General features: G+C 66.5%; 18 protein-coding genes. 12 read left to right on the top strand and 6 right to left on the bottom strand.

What is annotated here, in order from left to right; translation table 11 throughout:
* Positions 1-36: 36 nt before the first annotated feature.
* From gdhA to phnY, 3 genes are all read right to left on the bottom strand, one after another.
* Positions 37-1,380, bottom strand: a complete 1,344-nt coding sequence (gene gdhA / locus AC3WRR_RS34445; protein ID WP_010812813.1) for an NADP-specific glutamate dehydrogenase — start codon at positions 1,378-1,380, stop codon at positions 37-39.
* Positions 1,381-1,683: 303 nt separating this feature from the next.
* Entirely contained in the window at positions 1,684-2,439 is a 756-nt protein-coding gene (locus tag AC3WRR_RS34450; RefSeq protein ID WP_010812812.1) for a DeoR/GlpR family DNA-binding transcription regulator, read from the bottom strand.
* 133 nt (positions 2,440-2,572) lie between these two features.
* On the bottom strand, positions 2,573-4,036 hold the full coding sequence (phnY, locus tag AC3WRR_RS34455) for a phosphonoacetaldehyde dehydrogenase (RefSeq protein ID WP_492299428.1): 1,464 nt from the start codon (positions 4,034-4,036) through the stop codon (positions 2,573-2,575).
* A gap of 89 nt (positions 4,037-4,125) precedes the next feature.
* Here phnY and AC3WRR_RS34460 point away from each other — a divergent pair, with 89 nt between their 5' ends.
* The gene (locus tag AC3WRR_RS34460) at positions 4,126-5,175 is read left to right on the top strand and encodes an RNA-guided endonuclease InsQ/TnpB family protein (protein WP_492299441.1); all 1,050 of its coding nucleotides are present in this window, start codon (positions 4,126-4,128) and stop codon (positions 5,173-5,175) included.
* 59 nt (positions 5,176-5,234) lie between these two features.
* Here the strand turns inward: AC3WRR_RS34460 and phnA are convergent, their stop codons facing one another.
* Both phnA and AC3WRR_RS34470 read right to left on the bottom strand, forming a co-directional pair.
* Entirely contained in the window at positions 5,235-6,497 is a 1,263-nt protein-coding gene (gene phnA / locus AC3WRR_RS34465) for a phosphonoacetate hydrolase (protein WP_492299430.1), read from the bottom strand.
* Between the two features lie 60 nt (positions 6,498-6,557).
* A complete protein-coding gene (locus AC3WRR_RS34470; protein ID WP_010812809.1) occupies positions 6,558-7,268 on the bottom strand; it encodes a phosphonate utilization associated transcriptional regulator in 711 nt (236 codons plus the stop codon).
* Between the two features lie 263 nt (positions 7,269-7,531).
* On the opposite strand from AC3WRR_RS34470, the gene AC3WRR_RS34475 reads away from it, so the two are divergent.
* The 7 genes from AC3WRR_RS34475 to purU all read left to right on the top strand — a co-directional run bounded on the left by AC3WRR_RS34475 (position 7,532) and on the right by purU (position 17,217).
* Positions 7,532-8,566: a putative 2-aminoethylphosphonate ABC transporter substrate-binding protein gene (locus tag AC3WRR_RS34475; protein ID WP_010812808.1), complete on the top strand. Its 1,035-nt coding sequence runs from the start codon at positions 7,532-7,534 to the stop codon at positions 8,564-8,566.
* Positions 8,567-8,654: 88 nt separating this feature from the next.
* Positions 8,655-9,767: a putative 2-aminoethylphosphonate ABC transporter ATP-binding protein gene (locus AC3WRR_RS34480; RefSeq protein ID WP_010812807.1), complete on the top strand. Its 1,113-nt coding sequence runs from the start codon at positions 8,655-8,657 to the stop codon at positions 9,765-9,767.
* On the top strand, positions 9,758-11,572 hold the full coding sequence (locus tag AC3WRR_RS34485) for a putative 2-aminoethylphosphonate ABC transporter permease subunit (protein WP_058696530.1): 1,815 nt from the start codon (positions 9,758-9,760) through the stop codon (positions 11,570-11,572). Before AC3WRR_RS34480 ends, AC3WRR_RS34485 begins: the two co-directional genes overlap by 10 nt.
* A 41-nt stretch (positions 11,573-11,613) precedes the next feature.
* Entirely contained in the window at positions 11,614-12,747 is a 1,134-nt protein-coding gene (locus AC3WRR_RS34490; RefSeq protein WP_439669253.1) for a 2-aminoethylphosphonate--pyruvate transaminase, read from the top strand.
* A gap of 98 nt (positions 12,748-12,845) precedes the next feature.
* Positions 12,846-13,697, top strand: coding sequence for an EamA family transporter (locus AC3WRR_RS34495; RefSeq protein WP_492299432.1), 852 nt, complete (start codon positions 12,846-12,848; stop codon positions 13,695-13,697).
* 97 nt (positions 13,698-13,794) lie between these two features.
* Positions 13,795-16,290, top strand: a complete 2,496-nt coding sequence (locus AC3WRR_RS34500; RefSeq protein ID WP_492299434.1) for a GcvT family protein — start codon at positions 13,795-13,797, stop codon at positions 16,288-16,290.
* A 30-nt stretch (positions 16,291-16,320) separates the two neighbouring features.
* Positions 16,321-17,217, top strand: coding sequence for a formyltetrahydrofolate deformylase (gene purU, locus AC3WRR_RS34505; RefSeq protein WP_041688172.1), 897 nt, complete (start codon positions 16,321-16,323; stop codon positions 17,215-17,217).
* A 22-nt stretch (positions 17,218-17,239) separates the two neighbouring features.
* On the opposite strand, the gene AC3WRR_RS34510 is transcribed toward purU, so the two are convergent.
* Complete coding sequence (locus AC3WRR_RS34510) at positions 17,240-18,565, bottom strand: aminotransferase-like domain-containing protein (RefSeq protein WP_492292290.1); 1,326 nt, start codon at positions 18,563-18,565, stop codon at positions 17,240-17,242.
* A gap of 84 nt (positions 18,566-18,649) precedes the next feature.
* Between AC3WRR_RS34510 and AC3WRR_RS34515 the strand changes: the two genes are divergently transcribed.
* The 4 genes from AC3WRR_RS34515 to AC3WRR_RS34530 all read left to right on the top strand — a co-directional run.
* On the top strand, positions 18,650-19,279 hold the full coding sequence (locus tag AC3WRR_RS34515) for a LysE family translocator (RefSeq protein ID WP_010812800.1): 630 nt from the start codon (positions 18,650-18,652) through the stop codon (positions 19,277-19,279).
* A gap of 25 nt (positions 19,280-19,304) precedes the next feature.
* Positions 19,305-19,643 carry an antibiotic biosynthesis monooxygenase family protein gene (locus tag AC3WRR_RS34520; protein ID WP_010812799.1) on the top strand — a complete coding sequence of 113 codons (339 nt, stop codon included), beginning with the start codon at positions 19,305-19,307 and terminating at the stop codon, positions 19,641-19,643.
* A 220-nt stretch (positions 19,644-19,863) separates the two neighbouring features.
* Entirely contained in the window at positions 19,864-21,384 is a 1,521-nt protein-coding gene (gene adh / locus AC3WRR_RS34525) for an aldehyde dehydrogenase (protein WP_492299437.1), read from the top strand.
* A gap of 2 nt (positions 21,385-21,386) precedes the next feature.
* The coding region (locus tag AC3WRR_RS34530) for a DUF779 domain-containing protein (protein ID WP_492299439.1) at positions 21,387-21,697 on the top strand (311 nt) is incomplete at its 3' end.

Below are 21,697 nucleotides of genomic sequence, written 5' to 3' on the forward strand. Positions count from 1 at the left end.
GGAAACGGCCGGCATTGCGCCGGCCGGAACTTCAGGTCAGATCACGCCTTGCGCCAGCATGGCGTCGGCCACCTTGACGAAGCCGGCGATGTTCGCGCCTTCCACGTAGTTGATATAGCCATCCGCCTTCTGCCCGTGGTGGATGCAGTTCTGGTGGATGTCCTTCATGATCGCGTGCAGCTTCTCGTCGACCTCGGCATGGTGCCAGGACAGGCGCATGGCGTTCTGCGACATTTCCAGGCCGGAAGTGGCAACGCCGCCGGCATTGCTGGCCTTGCCCGGGGCGTAGAGGATCTTCGCATCGACAAAGCGGTCCACGGCTTCCAGCGTCGACGGCATGTTGGCGCCTTCGGCCACGCAGATCACGCCATTGCCGAGCAGGGTCTCGGCGTCGTTGCCGTCCAGCTCGTTCTGGGTGGCGCACGGCAGCGCCACGTCGGCGGGCACGTGCCACGGGGTGCGGCCGGCTTCGAACGCCATGCCGTGGCGGGCGGCAAAGTCAGACAGGCGGCCGCGCTCTTCATTCTTGAAGGCCATCACTTCGGCCAGCTGCTCGGTAGTCATGCCCTGCGGGTAGTGCAGCACGCCGCCTGAATCGGACAGCGTCAGCACCGTGGCGCCCAGCTCGATCGCCTTCTCGGCCGCGTACTGGGCCACGTTGCCCGAGCCCGAGATCAGCACGCGCAGGCCGTCGAAAGCGCGCCCGCGCCGGTGCAGCATCTCCTGCGCAAAGTAGACCGTGCCGTAGCCGGTCGCTTCCGGGCGCATCAGGCTGCCGCCGTAGGCCAGGCCCTTGCCGGTGAAGACGCAGGCGGACTGGTTGGAAAGCTTCTTCATCATGCCGGCCATAAAGCCGACTTCACGTGCGCCCACGCCGATGTCGCCGGCCGGGATGTCGGTATCCGGGCCCAGGTGGCGGAACAGCTCGGTCACCAGCGCCTGGCAGAAACGCATCACTTCGCCATCGGACTTGCCCTTGGGATCAAAGTCCGAGCCGCCCTTGCCGCCGCCCATGGGCAGCGTGGTCAGCGCGTTCTTGAAGGTCTGCTCGAAGCCCAGGAACTTCAGCACCGACAGGTTCACAGTCGGGTGGAAGCGCATGCCGCCCTTGAACGGGCCGATGGCCGAGCTGTGCTGCACGCGGAAGGCGCGGTTGACCTGCACCCGGTTCTGGTCGTCGGTCCAGGCCACGCGGAACTGGATCACGCGCTCGGGCTCCACCAGCCGCTCGAGCAGGGCCTGGTCGGCGTAGCGCGGATTGCGCTCGACAAAGGGCCAGAGCGTCATCATCACTTCCTTCACGGCCTGGAGGAATTCAGGTTGATTGGGGTCGCGGCGGGCAACCCCCGCCAGGAATGCGTCAAGGGAGGGAGAATTCACGGATGTCTCTTGCTGTGCTGGAGTGGCTGGATCCGGCAGCCTTGCCGGCTTGGTGCCGGTCTGTGGTGCCGTCTGGCGTTGCGCCGATGGAAGGTGGGTGGCCTCCGGTTGTCCGCACATTCACGGCGGGGCCGTGCCTGTCGGACAATGCAGCACTTTAGCACCAGCGTGGGGCACACGACAGTCAAAACACCTGTGACAGCGGCGTGAAAGCCGCATTTTAGTGCATCAGGCGGGGATTTCCGTGCGATCAGCGGACAGCGCCGCCTTTGGGAATCCGACTGGGGCGGACGCTCTGGGCCTTCAGGCGATGAGCAGCTTGGCGCCCCGCTCCTTGAGCGCCGCGGCCAGTTCCGGCTCCGGCGCCATGTCCGTAATCAGCCAGGCAGCCAGGTCGAAATGCTTGATGGTCACGCCGGTATTGCGGCCGAACTTGGTATGGTCAGCCACCACGCAGGCCACGTCGGCGGCCAGCAGCATGCGGCTGCGCAGTTCCGCCGCGGCGCGGGAGAAGTCGCAGATCTCGCCGCGCGGCGTGACGCCGCCGATGCCGACAAAGGCAAAGTCGGTGTGGTAGCGCGACAGCTGTTCGATGGTGTCCCAGCCGTGCGTGGCGTCTTCGTTGTCCTGCAGCTCCCCGCCCAGCACGATCACCCGGTTGCCGTTGCGCCGGCCCAGCAGCTGGGCGATGGCAAGGTCGTTGGTGTAGACCAGCAGGTTGTGGTGGCCATGCAGCGCCTGCGCCACCGCGTGGGTGGTGGTGCCGTAGTCCAGGATCAGCGAGGCGCCGTCGCGCACCAGCTCGGCGGCGCGCACGCCGATCGCGCGCTTGCCTTCGGCATTGACCGCGGCGCGGGTCTGGGTATCGGGCTCGGTGCGGTCAGAAGCCAGCGCGCCGCCGTGGGTCAGCACCAGCAGGCCACGGGCGGCCAGCGCGTTGAGGTCGCGCCGGACGGTCTCGCGCGAGACGTCGAGCTCGGTCACCAGTTCGCTGATAGCCAGCGCGCCGGTGGCGGAGAGCTGGTCGAGGATGTATTTCTGCCGTTGTTCGGCGAGCACGGTGACTCCGGAAGCGTCAGGGACTGGGGGCTGATTCTAGCGCAGCGGGTGCTGCGGTGTGCCAAGGACCATGCCCCTCTCCCGCTTGCGGGAGAGGGGACAAACCAGCGACAGATTCATTTCCCCCGGTGCTTCACGCCCACGGCAACGTCACCGTCTTCAGGTTGGTAAAGCTCTTGGCCGCCTCCTGCACGCCTTCCTTATAGCCCAGCCCCGAATCCTTGATGCCCCCAAACGGCGTCAGTTCGATGCGGTAGCCCGGCACTTCCCAAAGATTGACCGTGCCCACATGCAGCGAGTTGGCGATTTTGGTGAAGGCCTCGATATTGTTGGTGCACACGCCGGAAGACAGCCCGAACGCGGTCCCGTTGGAAATCCGGATGGCGTCATCGACATCGCGGAAGGTAATGATCGGCGACACCGGCCCGAACGTCTCCTCGCGCACCACCGTCATCGACGGGTCCACGCGGTCGATCACGGTCGGCGAATAGCTGGCGCCGTTGCGGTGGTTGCCCACCAGCAAGCGCGCGCCGTGCGCTACCGCTTCATTGACGCGCGCCTCGAACAGCATCGCGGCCTGCTCGTCGATCACCGTGCCCATGTCCACGCCGCGATCCATCGGGTCGCCGTATTTCCAAGCGCGCGTCTTCTCGACCACCAGTTCGGTAAAGCGCGCGGCGACGGCCTCATGCACCAGCATGCGCTTGACCGCGGTGCAGCGCTGGCCCGAGTTCTTGTAGGAGCCCTGCACCGCCAGGTCCGAAGCACGGTCCAGGTCGGCATCGTCCAGCACGATCAGCGGGTCGTTGCCGCCCAGTTCCAGCACCACGCGCTTGTAGCCGGCCTTGCTGGCAATGTACTTGCCGATCGCCACGCCGCCGGTAAAGGTCACCAGGTCCACGGCGGGGTGCGTGATCAGCTCGTCGGCGATCTCGCGCGGGTCGCCGGTGATCACCTGCAGCATCTGCGGCGGCAGGCCGGCTTCATACAGCAGGTCGGCCAGGTAGAACGCCGACAACGGCACCTTCTCGGACGGCTTGAGCACCATGCGGTTGTTGGTGGCGATCGACGGCGCCACCTTGTGCGCCACCTGGTTCATCGGGTGGTTGAACGGCGTGATGGCGCAGATCACGCCCAGCAGCGGCTCGCGCTGGGTCATCACGCGGCGCTTCTTGCCGTGCGGGGTCAGGTCGCACGAGAACAGCTGGCCATCGTCGCGCAGCGCCTCGGTGGCGGCAAAGCCAAGCACGTCGGCGACGCGGCCGATCTCATACAGCGAATCCTTCTTGGACAGGCCGGATTCCAGCGTGATCAGGTCCGACGCTTCTTCAGTGCGCTCGCGCAGCAGCGCGGCGGCGCGGTTCAGGATGGCGGCGCGCTCATAGCGCGTCAGCGTGGAGCGGTAGGCCTGGCCCACTTCGAAGGCACGGCGCACATCGTCAAGCGTGGCCTTGGGCACGGTGCCGACCAGAGTGCCGTCATACGGGTTGCGCACTTCGATCATGCGCTCGCGCACGATCTTCTGGCCGTCGATGCGCAGGGCCTCGGCGCGGAAATGGGGGTTGACGGCACCAGCGGGGAATTGGGGGGCGTTCATCAGACTTGCTCCGAGAAACCCCGCCCTTCAGGACGGGGAGTGAAAGGAGTGCTGCCGGCAGCAAGCAATCCCAAATTAGAATGACCGGCATGCTTCTCGTCTATCGCTACCGGGTGAAGTCGCTGAACGGCCTGCTCAATCAGCAGAGCCGCGCGGTGAACTACGTCTGGAACTTCTGCAATGACACGCAGAAGCACGCGTTGAAATGGGGCAAGAAATGGCCCACGGGTTTTGATCTGAACGTGCTGACCACCGGCAGCAGCAAGGAACTCCGTATCCATTCCGGCACCGTCAACGCGGTTTGCGAGCAGTACGCCAAGTCGCGTAGCCAGCACCGCCGGCCGTACCTGCGCTATCGCGGCCGCAGGTCCCTCGGCTGGGTGCCGCTCAAAGGCCGGGATCTCAAGCGCTCGGGCGACGCATTCCGCTTTGCCGGCAACACGTTTCGCGTGTTCAACTGCAGGTCTCTTCCCGAAGGCAAGATCAAGGACGGCACCAATTTCTCCCGCGATGCGCGAGGCAACTGGTTCCTGAACATCGTGATTGAAGTTGCCGACACCCCGGCCCGCTGCCCGGAGCGCGGCGTCGGCATCGATCTGGGCTTGAAGGACATTGCCACGCTGTCCACCGGCGAGAAGGTCGAGAATCCGCGCCACCTTGGCCGACTCGAGCAAGCGCTGGCCAAAGCGCAGCGAGCGCGCAAGCGGCGACAGGCAACGAACCTTCACGCCCGCATCAAAAATGCGCGGCGTGACTTTCTGCACAAGCTCTCGCATCGCATCGTGCGGGACTTCGACTACATCGCGGTGGGTAATGTGAATGCCGCCGGGCTCGCCAGAACCAGCATGGCGAAGTCCGTCCTCGATGCGGGCTGGTCGTCCTTCCGCACAATGCTCACGTACAAGGCGATTGCGCATGGCGCGTGGTACGAGGAAGTCGACGAACGTTTCACCACCCAGGTCTGCTCTTCGTGCGACGCGATGCCGCCGGAGAGGCCGAAAGGTATCGCAGACCTCGGAATAAGGCAGTGGGTATGCAGTGAGTGCGGTGCTGTACATGATCGCGATGTGAACGCTGCGCTAAATATCCTTGCCCGATCGGGACATCGATCGCCTGCAGAGGGAATCTCCTCCCTTTAGGGAGGGGAGGATGTCAAAAGTCTCCTCCGGTCAATACAGTTCGGTACGGCTCAGTGCACTCAGTGCAGATGGTTCAGCGCGACATCGAAGATGTCGAAGTTGCGCAGCAGGGCCTTGCCGGGGATGCCGGCCGTGGCACGGTTGAATACCAGCGGCACGGTCTGCTCCGACACGCCGCCGTGCGAGCGCAGCGGCGCGTCCAGCCCGGACAGGTCGTGGCAGCTGTGGCTGGTGCCAAGCACCACATGCTTGTCGCTGGTCACCACCAGGTCGCCGACGCGGTCGGGCGGCAGTTCGAAGCGCGCGCAGGCCTCGGCGTTGGTCAGCACGCTTTCCACGCCCTGCAGGTCGGACAGCCGGGCCTTGATCGCGGCCGGGTCCGCATCGTCGGGCAGATAGATGGTGGCGTAGGACCCGAGCGCACCGTGGTGGACCACGTAGGGATCGGTGATCGGCAGGATCACGCGCGCGCCGCCGTCTTCCACGCCGCGGCCCAGCCATGCGTCCAGATGGTCCTGCAGGTAGATCACATTGGGCGCCTTGGTGGCGTCGTCGTGCTTGGCGTTCATGCCGTGGTCGGCGGTCAGCGCGACCACGCAGCCCAGTTCGTCCAGCCGCGCCAGGTACTTGTCCATCATGGCGTAAAAAGCGTTGGCGCCGTCCGAGCCGGGTGCGAACTTGTGCTGGATATAGTCGGTGGTGGACAGGTACATCAGGTCCGGGCGGCGCGTTTCCATCAGGCGCACGCCGGCGGCGAAGACGAACTCCGACAACTCCGCGCTGTACACGTCTGGAACCGGCATGCCGACCAGTTCGACCACGCCGTCGATGCCGTTCTCTTCCACCGTGGCCTGGTCGGCCTTCTCCGACGAGAAGCAGATGCCCTGCATGCCGTGGCCCAGCAGGCGGCGCAGCTTGTCCTTGGCGGTCACCACGGCGACGCTGGCCCCGGCATCGGCAAACGCGGCCAGGATGGTGCCGGCGCGCAGGTACTTGGGGTCGTTCATCATCACTTCCTCGCCGCGCCCGCCGTTGGCGCTGCGGTCAAAGAAGTAGTTGCCGCAGATGCCGTGCACCGCCGGCGGCGCGCCGCAGACGATGGACAGGTTGTTGGGGTTGGTGAAGGTGGGCACCACGCAGGCGCCGCGGAAGGCGGAGCCGGCTTCCAGCAGTCGCTTCAGGTAGGGCGCGCGGCCGCTGGCGGCGGCGGCTTCCAGGTAGTCGAACTCGCAGCCGTCGACGCAGACCACCACGACGGGCTGCTGCATCCAGCGGTAGGTGCGCTGGTTGACGGTAATGGTGCGGGCATTGGTGTCAGGCATGTTGGGGTTCCTGTGCTTGGGCGCGATCGGGGTCGGTACTTTCCATGGATACGGTCGGATTCAGGCAGCGGCGCCCTTGTCGGCGCTGGCCGGGTCCACCGCGGCATGCATGCGGGCGCGGCCACGCTCCACGTGCTCGCGCATCAGGCGCGCGGCCAGTTCGCCGTCGCGCGCGGCAATCGCCGAGACGATGGCGCGGTGCTCGCGGGTGGAGTCGGGCATGGCGGCGTGGCTGCCGGACAGCGCTTCGCGCCGGAACAGCGTCAGTTCCTTGACCAGGCGCCGGTAGGTATCCAGCAGCTTGCGGTTGCCGGCCAGTTCGACCATGCGGTCGTGGAACTCCAGGTTCAGCCGCGTGTATTCATCGACATCGCGCGCCTGGCTGGCGACGCCCAGCGATTCCACCAGCGCGCGCAGTTCGCGCAGGCCCTCGGGCGTGATGCGGGCGGCCAGCTGGCGGCCGATGAACTCATCCAGCACGGCGCGCAGCTCATAGATCTCATCGGCTTCTTCCACCGAGATGGCGCGCACGAACACGCCGCGGTTCTTCTCGGTGCGCAGCAGGCCGGCCTGCTCCAGCGCCCGGAAGGCTTCCCGCACCGGTCCGCGCGACACATTGAGCTGCCCTGCCACCTCGATCTCATTGAGCTTGGCGCCGGGGGGCAGGTCGCCCGACATGATCCGCAGTTCCAGTTCGCGCTGCACCAGGGTGGCCAGGGACTGGCTCTGCAGGATGGTGATTTCGCTCGCCAGCGGTGCTTGGCGTGACATGAAAACTCCCGTTTGTGAGGGATTGCGCAATATCGAAAATCCTTATTGCCATTAAAGCAAGCGGTTTGTATATTGTCAACAATCAAGACATCGATGTGGCGCGGATGGTGACGCACGGAGCGCGAAAACCCAGGCATATGTCTTGCAAGTGTTGTAGCACAAGGGTTTCACGGTGATTCAATGTTGTGCAGCACGCCCTATGGCAATGCAACATATTCACCAAATTGACACATATCTCCACCTACAATGCCAGAAGGAGTCCCATGCAACCGTCCTTCACTTCCACCCTGCGCACCGCCGCCGCCCTGCTTGCGCTAGCCGCCTCCGGCACGGCGCTGGCCCAGAAGACCACCCTCACCGTCTACACGGCGTGGGAGATCGAGACCCTCAAGCCGTACGCCGAGGGCTTTGCCAAGGTGGCGCCCGATATCGAACTGAAGTACGTGCGCGACTCCACCGGCGTCATCACCGCCAAGGCGCTCGCCGAAAAAGGCAACCCGCAGGCCGACGTGATCGCCGGGCTGGCTGCGTCGAGCCTGGAACTGCTCAAGCAGGAAGGGATGCTGGCGCCCTACTCGCCCAAGGGCTTCGAGAAACTGACGCGCGACTACAGCGACAAGGCCACGCCGCCGTCCTGGGTGGGGCTGGACGTCTGGGGCGCCACCATCTGCTTCAACACCATCGAAGCCAAGAAGCGCAACCTGCCGCGCCCCGAGACCTGGAAGGACCTGGCCAAGCCCGTCTACAAGGGCACCATCGTGATGCCCAACCCGGCCTCTTCCGGCACCGGCTTCCTGGACGTGACCGCCTGGCTGCAGCTCTATGGCGAACAGGATGGCTGGAAGTACATGGATGCACTGCACGAGAACATCGCCCAGTACACCCATTCGGGCTCCAAGCCATGCAAGCAGGCCGGCTCTGGTGAGTTCCCGATCGGCATCTCGTTCGAGCTGCGCGCGCACAAGACGCTGGCCTCGGGCGCGCCGATCGAGATGATCTTCCCCAAGGAAGGCCTGGGCTACGACATCGAGGCTGCCGGCATCGTCAAGGGCACCAAGAAAATGGAGGCCGCGCAGCGCTACATGGACTGGCTGGCCAGCAAGGAGGCCAACCAGCTGTTTGCCAAGGACTGGGCCATCGTCGCCTATCCGGGCGTGGCGAGGAAGATCGAGACCATCCCGGCCAACTACGAGCAGATGCTGGTCAAGAACGATTTCAGCCATATCGCCAAGAACCGTGAGCGCGTGCTGGCCGAGTGGCAGAAGCGCTATGCCAGCAAGTCGGAGAAGCAGCCCTGAGCGCCTGAGCGCCGTCCTGTACCGGCGCCCTCGCCCCCTGGGGCAGAGGACGCCGGGTCCCCCAACAGAACCCACCGGGCCCCACGCCATGCAGACCTCCCCATCCACGGCCGAGACCTACCTCAGCCTGAAAGGCATCCACAAGCGCTTCGGCGGCAGCAGCGGCGCCTTCGTCGCACTCCACAATATCGACCTGGACGTGCGCCAGGGCGAGCTGCTGTGCTTCCTGGGCCCGTCGGGCTGCGGCAAGACCACGCTGCTGCGCATCATCGCCGGACTGGAATCGCAGAGCGCCGGCACCATCCGCCAGGGCGGGCGCGACATCTCCACGCTGCCGCCGATGGAGCGCGACTACGGCATCGTGTTCCAGTCCTACGCGCTGTTCCCCAACCTGACGGTGGCGGACAACGTGGCCTACGGCCTGGTCAACCGCCGCATGCCGCGTGACCAGCGCCGCGCCCGCGTGGATGAGCTGCTGACGCTGGTGGGGCTGCCCGAGCGCGGCAACCAGTACCCGGCGCAGCTGTCCGGCGGACAGCAGCAGCGCGTGGCGATTGCGCGCGCGCTGGCCACCTCGCCCGGCCTGCTGTTGCTGGATGAGCCGCTGTCCGCGCTCGATGCCCGTGTGCGGGTGCGGCTGCGCAGCGAGATCCGCGCGCTGCAGCAACGGCTGAACATCACCACCATCCTGGTCACGCACGACCAGGAAGAGGCATTGTCGATGGCCGACCGCATCGTGGTGATGAACCAGGGCGCGATCGAGCAGGTGGGCACGCCGGCGCAGATCTACCAGCGCCCGGCCACGCCGTTCGCCGCGGACTTCGTCGGCAAGACCAATATGCTGGGCGCGCGCGTCTGCGGCGACGGCGAGCTGCACCTGGGCGGCGTGCGCATGCGCTGCGCCGCGCCCCCGGGCTGTTGCGCCGACGAGGACGTGCAGGTGTTCTTCCGCCCCGAAGACGTATGCGTGCGCGGAATCGAACAGCATGGCCCCAACGTGCTGGAGGCCACCGTGGACAAGATCGAGTTCCTCGGCGCGTTCTCGCGGCTGACGCTGCGCCTGCCTGACGCAGCGTCCGGCGCCCTGTACGCGGACCTCTCCCTCAATGACCTGCACGAGCTGCGCCCGAACACCGGCGACCTGCTGCGCCTGGCCATTCCCGCTGACCGTATCCGCATTTTCCGCCACGCATGCGCATGAGCCTCACTGCGGCGCCGGCCAATACGTCTGCCACCATGCCGGCCACCGATACCATCCCCGCTCCCGCCACCAGCGGGCCGGCCGGGCCTGCCAACCCTGGCGCGCAACCCGCCCCGCCGGCCGTGGTCGCAACCGCCGTGCGCGCGCACTGGACCGACCGCCTCGCCCACGTGCTGCTGGCGCTGGCCGCGCTGGCGCTCGCCTGCTTCGTGCTGGCGCCGATCGTGATGATCCTGGCCAAGAGCGTGCAGAACCGCGACGGCAGCCTGGCCGGCATCGCGCACTTCCGCGCGTATTTCGAGTCGCCCGCGCTGCTGCGCTCGGTGTGGAACAGCCTGTGGGTCTCTGCCCTGGCCACCTGCATCACCCTGCCGCTGGCATTCAGCTTTGCCTATGCGCTGACGCGCAGCCGCATCGCCTGCAAGGGCCTGCTGCGCAACCTGGCGCTGATCCCGCTGCTGGCGCCATCGCTGCTGGCGGCGATCTCCTTCATCTTCTGGTTCGGCAACCAGGGGCTGTTCAAGCCGTGGATGGGCAGCACCCAGATCTACGGGCCGCTGGGCATCGTGGCCTCGCTGGTGTTCGCCACCTTCCCGCATGCGCTGATGATCCTGATCACCGCGCTGTCGCTGACCGACGCGCGGCTGTACGAGGCGGCCGATGCGCTGGGCACCTCGACCGTGCGCAAGTTCTTCACCATCACCGTGCCGGGCGCGCGCTACGGCCTGGTCAGCGCGGCCATGGTGGTGTTCACCTATGCGATCTCGGACTTCGGCATCCCCAAGGTGATCGGCGGCAATTTCCATATGCTGGCCACCGACATCTACAAGCTGGTGATCGGCATGCAGGACTTCTCGCAGGGCGCGGTGGTGTCGCTGATGCTGCTGGTGCCGGTGGCCGTCACCTACTGTGTCGATGCGCGCGTGCAGCGCCGCCAGATGGCGCTGATGTCGGCACGCTCGGTGCCCTACGTGCCGCGCCGCAGCCGCCGCTTCGACCTGGCCATGGCGATGCTCTGCTGGCTGATGGCGGCGTTGATGCTGGCGGTGATGGGCATGGCGATCTACGCGTCCTTCGTCAAGCTGTGGCCGTACAACTTCTCGCTGTCGCTGAACCACTACCGGGTGGGGCTGGTCGAGGGCGGCGTGGTCGATTCCTACCTGAACAGCCTGCGCATGGCGGGACTGGCCGCGGTGATCGGGCCGGTGTTCATCTTCGCCACCGCCTACCTGCTGGAGAAGACCCGCGGCATGGACTGGCTGCGCAGCTTCGTGCGGCTGATGGCGGTGCTGCCGATGGGCGTGCCCGGGCTGGTGCTGGGCCTGGGCTACATCTTCTTCTTCGTGCCGCAGGCCAACCCGATGCACGGGCTGTACCAGACGCTGGGGATCCTGGTGCTGGTGACCATCGTCCACTATTACGCGTCCTGCCACCTGACGGCGGTCACCGCGCTCAAGCAGCTCGACAGCGAGTTCGAGGCCGTGTCCGCCTCGCTCAAGGTGCCGTTCTACAAGACCTTCTTCAAGGTCACGGTGCCGGCCTGCCTGCCGGCCATCCTGGAGATCTCGCGCTACCTGTTCATCAATGCGATGACTACGGTCTCCGCAGTGGTGTTCCTGTACGGCGCCGACACCAAGCTGGCCTCGGTCGAGATCGTCAACCTGGATGAATCCGGCGACATCGGCCCCGCGGCGGCAATGGCGACGCTGGTGGTGCTGACCTCGGCCTTCGCCTGCCTGCTCTATTACCTGCTGCAACGCGTGCTCGATTGCAAGACCCAGGCCTGGCGCCAGGGCAACGACTGACCTTTCCCCTGTTTCCACTCCTTCCCAATCAGGAGCTCATCATGATTCGCGGCAACGACCCGATCCTTCTGACCCCCGGTCCCCTGACCACCTCGCTCGCCACCAAGCAGGCCATGCTGCGCGACTGGGGCTCGTGGGACGCCGCCTTCAACGCCATCACGCGCAGCCTGTGCGACGACCTGGTGCGCATCGTCCACGGCGAAGGCACCCATGTGTGCGTGCCGATGCAGGGCAGCGGCACGTTCTCGGTGGAGGCCGCCATCGCCAACGTGGTGCCGCGCGACGGCAAGGTGCTGGTGCCGCAGAACGGCGCCTATTGCCAGCGCATCCTCAAGATCTGCAAGGTGCTTGGCCGCGCCAGCGTGGAACTGCCGATCCCCGAAGACCAGCCCGCCACCGCCGCGCTGATAGAAGAGGCCATCCGGCGCGACCCGTCGATCACGCACGTGGCGCAGGTGCACTGCGAGACCGGCGCCGGCGTGCTCAACCCGCTGCAGGAAATCGCCGCGCTGTGCCAGCGGCTGGGCAAGGGGCTGATCGTCGACGCGATGAGCTCGTTCGGCGCGATCGAGATCGACGCCCGCACCATGCCGTTCGACGCGCTGGTGGCCGCCACCGGCAAGTGCATCGAGGGCGTGCCGGGCATGGGCTTCGTGCTGGTGAAGAAAGACGTGCTGGAAGCCAGCCAGGGCAACAGCCACTCGCTGGCGCTGGACCTGTACGACCAGTACGTCTACATGCAGAAGACCACGCAGTGGCGCTTCACGCCGCCCACGCACGTGGTGGCGGCGTTCCGCACCGCGCTCGACCAGTTCCTGGAAGAAGGCGGCCAGCCGGTGCGCGGCGCGCGCTACCGCAGGAACTGCGACACGCTGGTGCAGGGCATGGCCGCACTCGGCTTCCGCGCCTTCCTGCCGGCGGCGGTGCAGGCGCCGATCATCGTCACCTTCCATGCGCCGGCCGACGCGCGCTATGACTTCAAGACCTTCTACGCCAGGGTGCGCGAGCGCGGCTACATCCTGTATCCGGGCAAGCTGACGCAGATGGAGACCTTCCGCGTCGGGTGCATTGGTGCGATCGACGACAACGAGATGCGCAATGTGGTGACGGCGATTGGCGAGGTGCTGCGCGAGATGGGGATCAAGATGCAGGCGCCGCTGGCAGAAGCGGCTTGACCCCTTGAGCATCTTCACCTCACTCGCCTAGCAGCAGGCTCCCCTCTCCCGCGAGCGGGAGAGGGGAGCAAACCATCGGTTCGCAAACTCAACCCTTCATGCCCCTCCCCCCAGACTTTCACGGCCTCGCCTTTGCCGCCGTGATGCTGTCCGCGCTGATGCACGCGTCGTGGAACGCCATCGTCAAGATCGGCGGCGACCGCTTGTCGTCGATGGCTCTGATCGACACCTTCTGCCTGCTGGTGGCCTTGCCCTTCCTGTTCCTGGTGCCCCTGCCCGCGCCGCAGGTGTGGCCCTTCCTGCTGGCCACAGTGGCGCTGGAAGTCGGCTACAAGCTGTCGCTGGTGGCTGCCTACAACCGTGGTGACTTCAGCCAGGCCTATCCGCTGATGCGCGGCTCGGCGCCGATGATGGTGGCGATCCTGCTGCTGCTGGCCGGCAGCGAACGGCTGGGGCCAGGCGGCTATGCCGGCATCGCGCTGATCTGCTGCGGGCTGGTCAGCCTGGTGCGCTGGCGCCGGCAATCGCCCGACCTGCTCGGCTTTGCGCTGCTGGCCGGGGCCTGCCTGGCGGCCGGCACCGTGATCGACGGCACCGCGGTCAAGCGCTACGGCGAGGTCTTCACCTACATCGTCTGGCTGCACGCGATGTCGCACATCTTCATGCCGACCTACGCCTTCAGCCGGCGCGGCAACGCGCTGGTCACGCTGATGCGCACGGAATGGAAGCGCGCGTGGATCGGCGGCATCAACCGGGTGGGCTCGTATGCGCTGATGCTGTGGGCGATGACCATGGCGCCCGTGACCAAGCTGGCGGCGCTGCGTGAATCGAGCGTGATCTTTGCCGCGCTGCTGGGCCACTTCCTGCTGCGCGAGCCCTTCGACCGGCGGCGGCTGATTGCGACCGCGCTGGTCCTGGCGGGGATCCTGACACTGCAACTGGCGCGCTGATCCGTCGACGCATGTTGCATTTTGTGTTGTTTGTTGGCATTTTTTTGCATAACATGGCAGGCAACGCCAAACCCTTTCCTGCCGAGGTTTTCCCGCCATGTCCCCTGTCATCCCATCCCACTCCTGCGTCGTCATCATCGGCGGCGGCATCATCGGTTGCAGCGTCGCCTATCACCTGACCAAGCTCGGCTGGAAGGATGTGGTCCTGCTGGAACAGGGACAACTGTCCTGCGGCACCACCTGGCACGCGGCCGGGCTGGTCGGGCAACTGCGCTCGCAGGAAAGCATGACGAAACTGATCCGCTACTCCACCCAGCTGTACAGCGAACTGGAAGCGGAAACGGGCCTCGGCACCGGCTGGAAGCAATGCGGCTCGCTGTCGGTCGCGCGCACCGCGGAACGCATGACGCAACTGCGCCGCACCGCGGCGGTGGCGCGGGCCTATGGCGTGGATTGCGAGGTGATCTCGCCCGCCCAGGCCGGCGAACTATGGCCGGTGATGCGCACTGACGACCTGCTTGGGGCGGTCTGGCTGCCGGGCGACGGCAAGGCCAACCCGACTGACCTGACCCAGGCGCTGGCGCGCGGCGCGCGCAGCCGCGGTGCGGTCATCGCGCAGGATACGAAGATCACCGCGATCCATACCCGCGATGGCCGCGCCACCGGCGTGAGCTGGCGCAACAAGGCCGGCGACGAAGGCCGCATCGAGGCGGAGATCGTCGTCAACTGCGCCGGCCAGTGGGCGCGCCAGGTCGGGCAGATGTGCGGCGTGACCGTGCCGCTGCACTCGGCCGAGCACTATTACATCGTCACCGAGCGCATTGCCGGCGTGCATCCTGACCTGCCGGTGATGCGCGACCCGGACGGCTTCATCTACTTCAAGGAAGAAGTGGGCGGGCTGGTGATGGGCGGCTTCGAGCCCAATGCCAAGCCGTGGGGCATGCAGGGCATTCCTGAGCCGTTCGAGTTCCAGTTGCTGCCTGATGACTGGGATCAGTTCGAGATCCTGATGGAGAACGCGCTGATCCGCGTTCCGGCACTGGAGTCGGCGCAGGTCAAGCAGTTCTACAATGGGCCCGAGTCCTTCACGCCGGACAACAACTTCATCCTCGGCGAAGCGCCCGAGCTGCGCAATTTCTACGTGGGCGCGGGCTTCAACTCAATGGGGATCGCGTCTGCCGGCGGCGCCGGCATGGCACTGTCGGAATGGATCGTCGCGGGCGAGCCGACCATGGACCTGTGGCCGGTCGATATCCGCCGCTTTGCCGGCTTCAACGGCAACCAAAGCTGGCTGCACGACCGCGTCAGGGAAACGCTGGGCCTGCACTACGCGATGCCCTGGCCCAACCGGGAACTGGATACGGCGCGGCCGTTCCGGCGCTCGCCGCTCTATGCCCACCTGCACGCTGCCGGCGCCAATTTCGGCAGCAAGATGGGCTGGGAGCGGCCAAACTTCTTCGCGCCTGCCGGACAATCGCCCGAGATCCGCTACTCGTTCGGGCAACAGAACTGGCTGCCGTGGAGCGGCGCGGAACACCGCGCCTGCCGCGAGGCGGTGGCGCTGTTCGACATGAGTTCGTTCTCCAAGTACATCGTCAAGGGTGCCGATGCCGAGGCCGTGCTGCAATACGTGATGAGCAACGACGTGGCCGTGCCGCCGGGGCAGACCGTGTACACCGCCATGCTCAACGATCGCGGCACCTATGAATCCGACCTGACCGTGACGCGGCTGGCGCACGACCAGTACCTGCTGGTGACCGGCTCGGCGCAGACCACGCGCGACTTCAACTATATCGAGCGCCTGATTCCGGCCGACAAGCGCTGCGCGATTGTCGATGTCACCGGGCAGTACGCCGTGCTGGCGGTGATGGGCCCGCGCTCGCGCGAGCTGCTGCAGAGCGTGTCGCGCACCGATTTTTCCAATCAGGCGTTCCCGTTCGGCACCTCGAAAGAGATCGATCTCGGCTATGCCACGGTGCGCGCCACACGCCTGACCTATGTGGGCGAACTGGGCTGGGAGCTGTATGTCCCGGTGGAATTCGCCGTGGGCGTCCATGACACTTTGCACGAGGCCGGGAAACGCTTCGGACTGGTCAACGCCGGCTACTACGCCATCGAATCGCTGCGTATAGAGAAGGGCTACCGCGCCTGGAGCCGCGAACTGACCACCGACATCCATCCGTTCGAGGCCGGGCTGTCGTTTGCCTGCAAGCTGAACACGGACATCCCGTTCCGCGGGCGCGAAGCGCTGCTCAAGCTGCGCGCTGCCGGCGGTGCCGCGCAGGTGCGGCGGCGCGTTGCCGTGGTCACGCTGGACGGCGCCAGCAAGGCCATGCTCTGGGGCGGCGAGGCGATCCTGCGCACCGCCCCGGACGGCACCGTGCGCCCGGCCGGCTTCGTCACGTCGGCCGCGTTCGGCCACACCCTTGGCTGTCCAGTGGGCATGGGCTTGCTGGCACGCGCCGATGGTCCGGCCGACGCGGCATGGATCGAGGGCGGCAAGTATCACGTAGACCTGGCCGGGGAACTGCTGCCCGCGCGCATCCACCTGCGCGCGCCGTACGATCCGGCCAGCGAGCGGACCAAGGCCTGAACCTCGATGCAAGCGGATACCGGAGTGCCCATGCCAGTGATCCAGACCGAAACCGCCAGCTACATCCTGACGCTGTCGTGCCCCGACCGTCCCGGCATTGTCCATGCCGTTTCGGCGCTGCTGGTGGAAGCCGGCGCCAATATCGTCGATTCCGCGCAGTTCGGCGATCGCGACAGCGCACGGTTTTTCATGCGCGTGCACTTCCAGCGGCCGCTGCCCGAAGGCCAGGATGCCGGCGATGCGCTCGCTGCCCTGCGCAGCACGCTGGCAGGCGTGGCGGCCGCGCATGAGATGGACTGGTCCCTCCACGACGCCGCGCGCAAGCCGCGCGTGATGCTGATGGTGTCAAGGATCGGCCACTGCCTGAACGACCTGCTGTTCCGCTACCGCACCGGCCAGCTGCCCATCGAGATTCCGGCCATCGTCTCCAACCACAAGGACTTCTACCAGCTTGCGGCGAGCTACGACATCCCGTTCCATCACCTGCCCCTGCTCAATGCCACGCCGCAAGGCAAGGCCGCGCAAGAAGCGCGGCTGTGGGACCTGGTCTGCGACTACAGCATCGACCTGGTCGTCCTGGCCCGTTACATGCAGGTCTTGTCCGACGACCTGTGCCGCCGCCTGGAGGGCCGCGCCATCAACATCCATCATTCCTTCCTGCCCAGCTTCAAGGGCGCGCGCCCGTACGCGCAAGCCTATGAGCGCGGCGTCAAGCTGATCGGCGCCACAGCGCACTACGTGACCGGCGACCTCGACGAAGGCCCCATCATCGAACAGGAAGTCGCGCGCGTGGACCATGCCATGGACGCCGCACAGCTGACCGCCATCGGACGCGACGTGGAATGCGTGGCGCTGGCGCGTGCGGTGAAATGGCATGCGGAACATCGGGTCCTGCGCAACGGCGGCAGGACCCTGGTGTTCCGCTGACGCGGCAGCCTTTGCCGCAGCTTCAGCCGGCCACCGCCCGCCGGACCTTGCGCAACGCCTGCTCCAGCGCATCCATGGAAATCGACCCGAGCGCCAGCCGCAGCGCATGCGGCACGCTCGCGCCGACCGCGAACGGCTCGGCCGTCGTCACCAGCACACCCTCGTGCTCCAGGGCGGCCACGACCTGGTCGGCGCGCAGGTCCTCCTCGAGTTCGAGCCACAGGTAGTATGAAGACGGGTGCGCCGTGACGCGGCAGCCGCGCAGGATGCGCCGCGCCAGGCTCTGCCTGCGCCGGGCATCCTTGCGCTTGCGATCTTCCAGGTCATCGACGATGCCGGCTTCGATCCAGAGGCAGCCGAGCGCCACGGTCAGCGACGGCGTGTTCCAGGTTGACACGCGAATGGCGCGTTCCAGGGCCGGCACCAGCGGCGCGGGCGCCGCGACAAACCCCATCCTCAGTCCCGATGCCACGCTCTTCGACAGGCCCGAGACGTAGACGGTCCGCTCTGGCGCGAAGGTGAACACCGGTTTCGGCGCCGGTTCGGCAAGGAAGGCGTAGGCGCCATCTTCAATGATCAGCAGATCATGCCGTTGCGCCAGGGCCGCAAGGCGACCGCGGTCCGCCTCGCTCATGACATAGCCCAGCGGATTGTGCATGGTCGGCATGGTGTAGACCGCCCGCACCGGACGCCGCTTGCAGAGCGCGCCAAGGCGATCCAGGTCCAGGCCCGCGGCGGTCACCGGCAACGGCTCCAGGTCGAGCCGATACAACTGCGCCAGCGCCTTCATGCCCGGGTACGTCAGCGCGTCAACCGCCAAGACGTCGCCGGGATTGAGCAGCCCCATCACCGTCACCGCCAGGCCCTGCTGCGCGCCGTTGACGATCAGCACCTGGCTGCCCGGCACCCGGATGCCGCGGTTGCGCAGGTGCCGGGCGACGGCCTGCCGTTCGTGCGGGCGCCCGCCCTGCGGCGCGGAATGCAGCAACGCGTCAAGGTCGCCCGAAGCCGCGATGCTGCGCAAGCCATCGCGCAACAGTTCAACCTGCCCGGGCAGCGACGGATAGTTGAAAGTCAGGTCCACCGCGCCGGCGCGCACCGGATGCTGCTCCAGCCCCAGGCCACGCGGCAGCGAGGTATCGCGCACGAACGTGCCCCGGCCGGTCTCGCCGACCACCAGGCCGACGGCCTCCAGCTCGACGTAGACGCGTGCCGCGGTCGCCAGCGCCACGCCGTACTGCTTCATCAGCGCACGCACCGTCGGCAGTTGCGTGCCCGGAGGCAGTTCGCCGCGATGAATGCGCGCGGCAATCTCGTCAACAATGGTTTTGTAGCGCGCGTGGGCCATGCTTTGTATCTAGAACAATGCTTTGCGTGTATCAGGCTAGAAGAATAGCCTGCATGCCTAGTCAACGCTAACCATTTCCTGCACATGATTGCCCTGACCACCCTGTCGGTCTTCGCCGCGGCAGTGATGCTGCTGCTCCTGTCACCCGGCCCGAACATGGCCTTCGTGATGGCACATGGCATCACCTATGGCCCTCGGGGCGGCGTTGCGACGGCACTGGGGATTGCCGTGGCCGACCTGATCCTCACGGTCCTGACAGCCACCGGCATCACCGCCCTGGTGATGGCGTGGGCGCCGGCGTTCGACCTGATCCGCTATGCCGGCGCGGCCTATCTGCTGTGGATGGCGGTCAAGGCGCTGCGGCAGCCGCTTGCGCTGAAAGAGGCAGTGGTGACGCAGGCGTCGTTGCGCTCGGTGTTCGTGCGCGCCATGCTCAACAGCCTGCTCAATCCCAAGGCGCTGCTGTTCTTCATGGTCTTCCTGCCGCAGTTCGTGGATCCCGGCAAGGGCGGCGTGGCCCGGCAGCTGCTCGTGCTTGGCCTGGTCCTGACGGTGATCGCCACCGTGTTTCACGCATTGCTCGGCGCGGCTGGCGGCACCGTGCGCCGCTTCCTGTCACGCCATCCCAAGGCGGCAACACTGCAGTCGCGCGGCCTGGCAGCCGTGCTGGTGCTGCTGGCGCTGCGGCTGGTGCTGACCTCACGCCCGGCCTGAACCCGTTTCCCACGCAGAGCCCCTGATGTATATCGCAGCCTTTATTTACCGGCCCGGCCAGGCCGATGACGAGTTCCACCGCCTTAGCGCCCTGATCGACGAGATCGCCGCCGGCATACCCGGCTTTGTCGGTGCCGAGTCCTGGCGCTCGCCAGATGGCCAGTTGTCCAACGCCAGCTACTACTGGCGCGACAAGGACTCCCTGCAGGCCTTCGCCACCCACCCGCGGCACCTGGACGCCAAGCGCCAGTACCGCAAGTGGTATGACGGCTATCACGTGGTGATATCCGAAGTGCAGCGCGCCTATGGCGACGGTTCGCTCCGGCACTTCGTGCCCGACAGCCGGCGCCAGCGGCAGGGGTAAGCCCTGCCCCGGGTGTTCCATTCTGGAACACCCGGTGTCACGCGCTGGCACAGCCGTGCCGGCGCGTGACATCTCCCACCCGTGCCACGCGCACGCGCCCCCCGCTTTTCCCCGTTTTTTCGTTCGATTCACGCCCCGGCACAGCTCTTGCGATCTGCCTGCCGTGCGCACGGCCGGAATGCCGTGACGACACCACAGAAATCTCTGAACGGAGCGAGACATGAACATGGCGGAAATCGCCCAGCTGGGCGTCAGCAACCCCTACAAGCAGCAGTACGAGAACTACATCGGCGGCGCCTGGGTGCCGCCCGCCGGCTGCGAGTACTTCGAATCGACCACGCCGATCACCGGCAAGCCGTTCACGCGCGTGCCGCGCTCCGGCCAGCAGGATGTCGACGCCGCGCTGGACGCCGCGCACGCCGCCAAGGCCGCGTGGGCTCGCACCTCGACCACCGAGCGCGCCAATATCCTGAACCGCATCGCCGACCGCATCGAGGCCAACCTGAAGCTGCTGGCCGTGGCCGAGAGCATCGACAACGGCAAGCCGGTGCGTGAAACCACCGCCGCCGACCTGCCGCTGGCGGTCGACCACTTCCGCTACTTCGCCGGCTGCATCCGTGCGCAGGAAGGCGGCATCTCCGAGATCGACGCCGACACCATTGCCTACCATTTCCATGAGCCGCTGGGCGTGGTCGGCCAGATCATCCCGTGGAACTTCCCGCTGCTGATGGCCACCTGGAAGCTGGCGCCGGCGCTGGCCGCCGGCAACTGCGTGGTGCTCAAGCCCGCGGAGCAGACGCCGGCCTCGATCCTGGTGCTGATGGAAGTGATCGGCGACCTGCTGCCGCCGGGCGTGGTCAACGTGATCAACGGCTTCGGCCTGGAAGCCGGCAAGCCGCTGGCATCGAGCCCGCGCATCAGCAAGGTCGCCTTCACCGGCGAGACCACCACCGGCCGGCTGATCATGCAGTACGCGTCGCAGAACCTGATCCCGGTGACGCTGGAGCTGGGGGGCAAGTCGCCCAACATTTTCTTCGAGGATGTGCTGGCCGCGGACGACGCCTTCTTCGACAAGGCGCTGGAAGGCTTTGCCATGTTCGCGCTGAACCAGGGCGAGGTCTGCACCTGCCCGTCGCGCGCGCTGATCCAGGAATCGATCTACGACCGCTTCATGGAGCGCGCGCTCAAGCGCGTGGCCGCGATCCGCCAGGGCCATCCGCTCGACACCGGCACCATGATCGGCGCGCAGGCGTCCGCCGAACAGCTGGAGAAGATCCTGTCGTACATCGACCTGGGCCGCAAGGAAGGCGCGCAGTGCCTCACCGGCGGCGAGCGCAATGTGCTGGACGGCGACCTCGCGGGCGGCTACTACGTCAAGCCGACCGTGTTCGCCGGCCACAACAAGATGCGCATCTTCCAGGAAGAGATCTTCGGGCCGGTGGTCTCGGTGACCACCTTCAAGGATGAGGAAGAAGCGCTGGCCATCGCCAACGACACGCTCTACGGGCTCGGTGCGGGTGTCTGGACACGTGACGGCGCGCGCGCATTCCGCATGGGCCGCGGCATCCAGGCGGGGCGCGTGTGGACCAACTGCTACCACGCCTACCCCGCGCATGCGGCATTCGGGGGCTACAAGCAGTCCGGCATCGGCCGCGAGAACCATCGCATGATGCTCGACCACTACCAGCAGACCAAGAACCTGCTGGTGAGCTACAGCCCCAACGCGCTCGGGTTCTTCTGACTATGGCGGGCCCGACGTCCGCTCCCGCCACCGCGCCGGTCGCACGCGTGGTGGCAACCCCGGCCGCGCTCGCGCTGATCGCGGAGCTGGCCGCGCGGCATGGCCCGCTGATGTTCCACCAGTCCGGCGGCTGCTGCGACGGCAGCGCGCCGATGTGCTACCCCGCCGGCGAACTGCTGGTGGGGCAGGCCGATGTCTGCCTGGGCGAGATCGGCGGCGCGCAGTTCTACATGACGCGGGCGCAGTTCGAGTACTGGCAGCACACGCGGCTGGTGATCGATGTGGTGCCGGGGGCGGGCGGGATGTTCTCGCT

This window comes from Cupriavidus sp. FW305-3-2-15-C-LB2, from assembly GCF_058787575.1.

What these genes read in the sequence shown, in the direction of transcription:
- AC3WRR_RS34515 (WP_010812800.1), top strand. Translation starts at nt 18,650, where the DNA reads ATGATTGCCCTGACCACCCTGTCGGTCTTCGCCGCGGCAGTGATGCTG.
- AC3WRR_RS34500 (WP_492299434.1), top strand. Translation starts at nt 13,795, where the DNA reads ATGTCCCCTGTCATCCCATCCCACTCCTGCGTCGTCATCATCGGCGGC.
- AC3WRR_RS34470 (WP_010812809.1), bottom strand. Translation starts at nt 7,268, where the DNA reads ATGTCACGCCAAGCACCGCTGGCGAGCGAAATCACCATCCTGCAGAGC.
- AC3WRR_RS34490 (WP_439669253.1), top strand. Translation starts at nt 11,614, where the DNA reads ATGATTCGCGGCAACGACCCGATCCTTCTGACCCCCGGTCCCCTGACC.
- AC3WRR_RS34475 (WP_010812808.1), top strand. Translation starts at nt 7,532, where the DNA reads ATGCAACCGTCCTTCACTTCCACCCTGCGCACCGCCGCCGCCCTGCTT.
- AC3WRR_RS34485 (WP_058696530.1), top strand. Translation starts at nt 9,758, where the DNA reads ATGCGCATGAGCCTCACTGCGGCGCCGGCCAATACGTCTGCCACCATG.
- AC3WRR_RS34520 (WP_010812799.1), top strand. Translation starts at nt 19,305, where the DNA reads ATGTATATCGCAGCCTTTATTTACCGGCCCGGCCAGGCCGATGACGAG.
- AC3WRR_RS34510 (WP_492292290.1), bottom strand. Translation starts at nt 18,565, where the DNA reads ATGGCCCACGCGCGCTACAAAACCATTGTTGACGAGATTGCCGCGCGC.
- AC3WRR_RS34495 (WP_492299432.1), top strand. Translation starts at nt 12,846, where the DNA reads ATGCCCCTCCCCCCAGACTTTCACGGCCTCGCCTTTGCCGCCGTGATG.
- AC3WRR_RS34480 (WP_010812807.1), top strand. Translation starts at nt 8,655, where the DNA reads ATGCAGACCTCCCCATCCACGGCCGAGACCTACCTCAGCCTGAAAGGC.
- AC3WRR_RS34460 (WP_492299441.1), top strand. Translation starts at nt 4,126, where the DNA reads ATGCTTCTCGTCTATCGCTACCGGGTGAAGTCGCTGAACGGCCTGCTC.
- adh (WP_492299437.1), top strand. Translation starts at nt 19,864, where the DNA reads ATGAACATGGCGGAAATCGCCCAGCTGGGCGTCAGCAACCCCTACAAG.
- purU (WP_041688172.1), top strand. Translation starts at nt 16,321, where the DNA reads ATGCCAGTGATCCAGACCGAAACCGCCAGCTACATCCTGACGCTGTCG.
- phnA (WP_492299430.1), bottom strand. Translation starts at nt 6,497, where the DNA reads ATGCCTGACACCAATGCCCGCACCATTACCGTCAACCAGCGCACCTAC.
- phnY (WP_492299428.1), bottom strand. Translation starts at nt 4,036, where the DNA reads ATGAACGCCCCCCAATTCCCCGCTGGTGCCGTCAACCCCCATTTCCGC.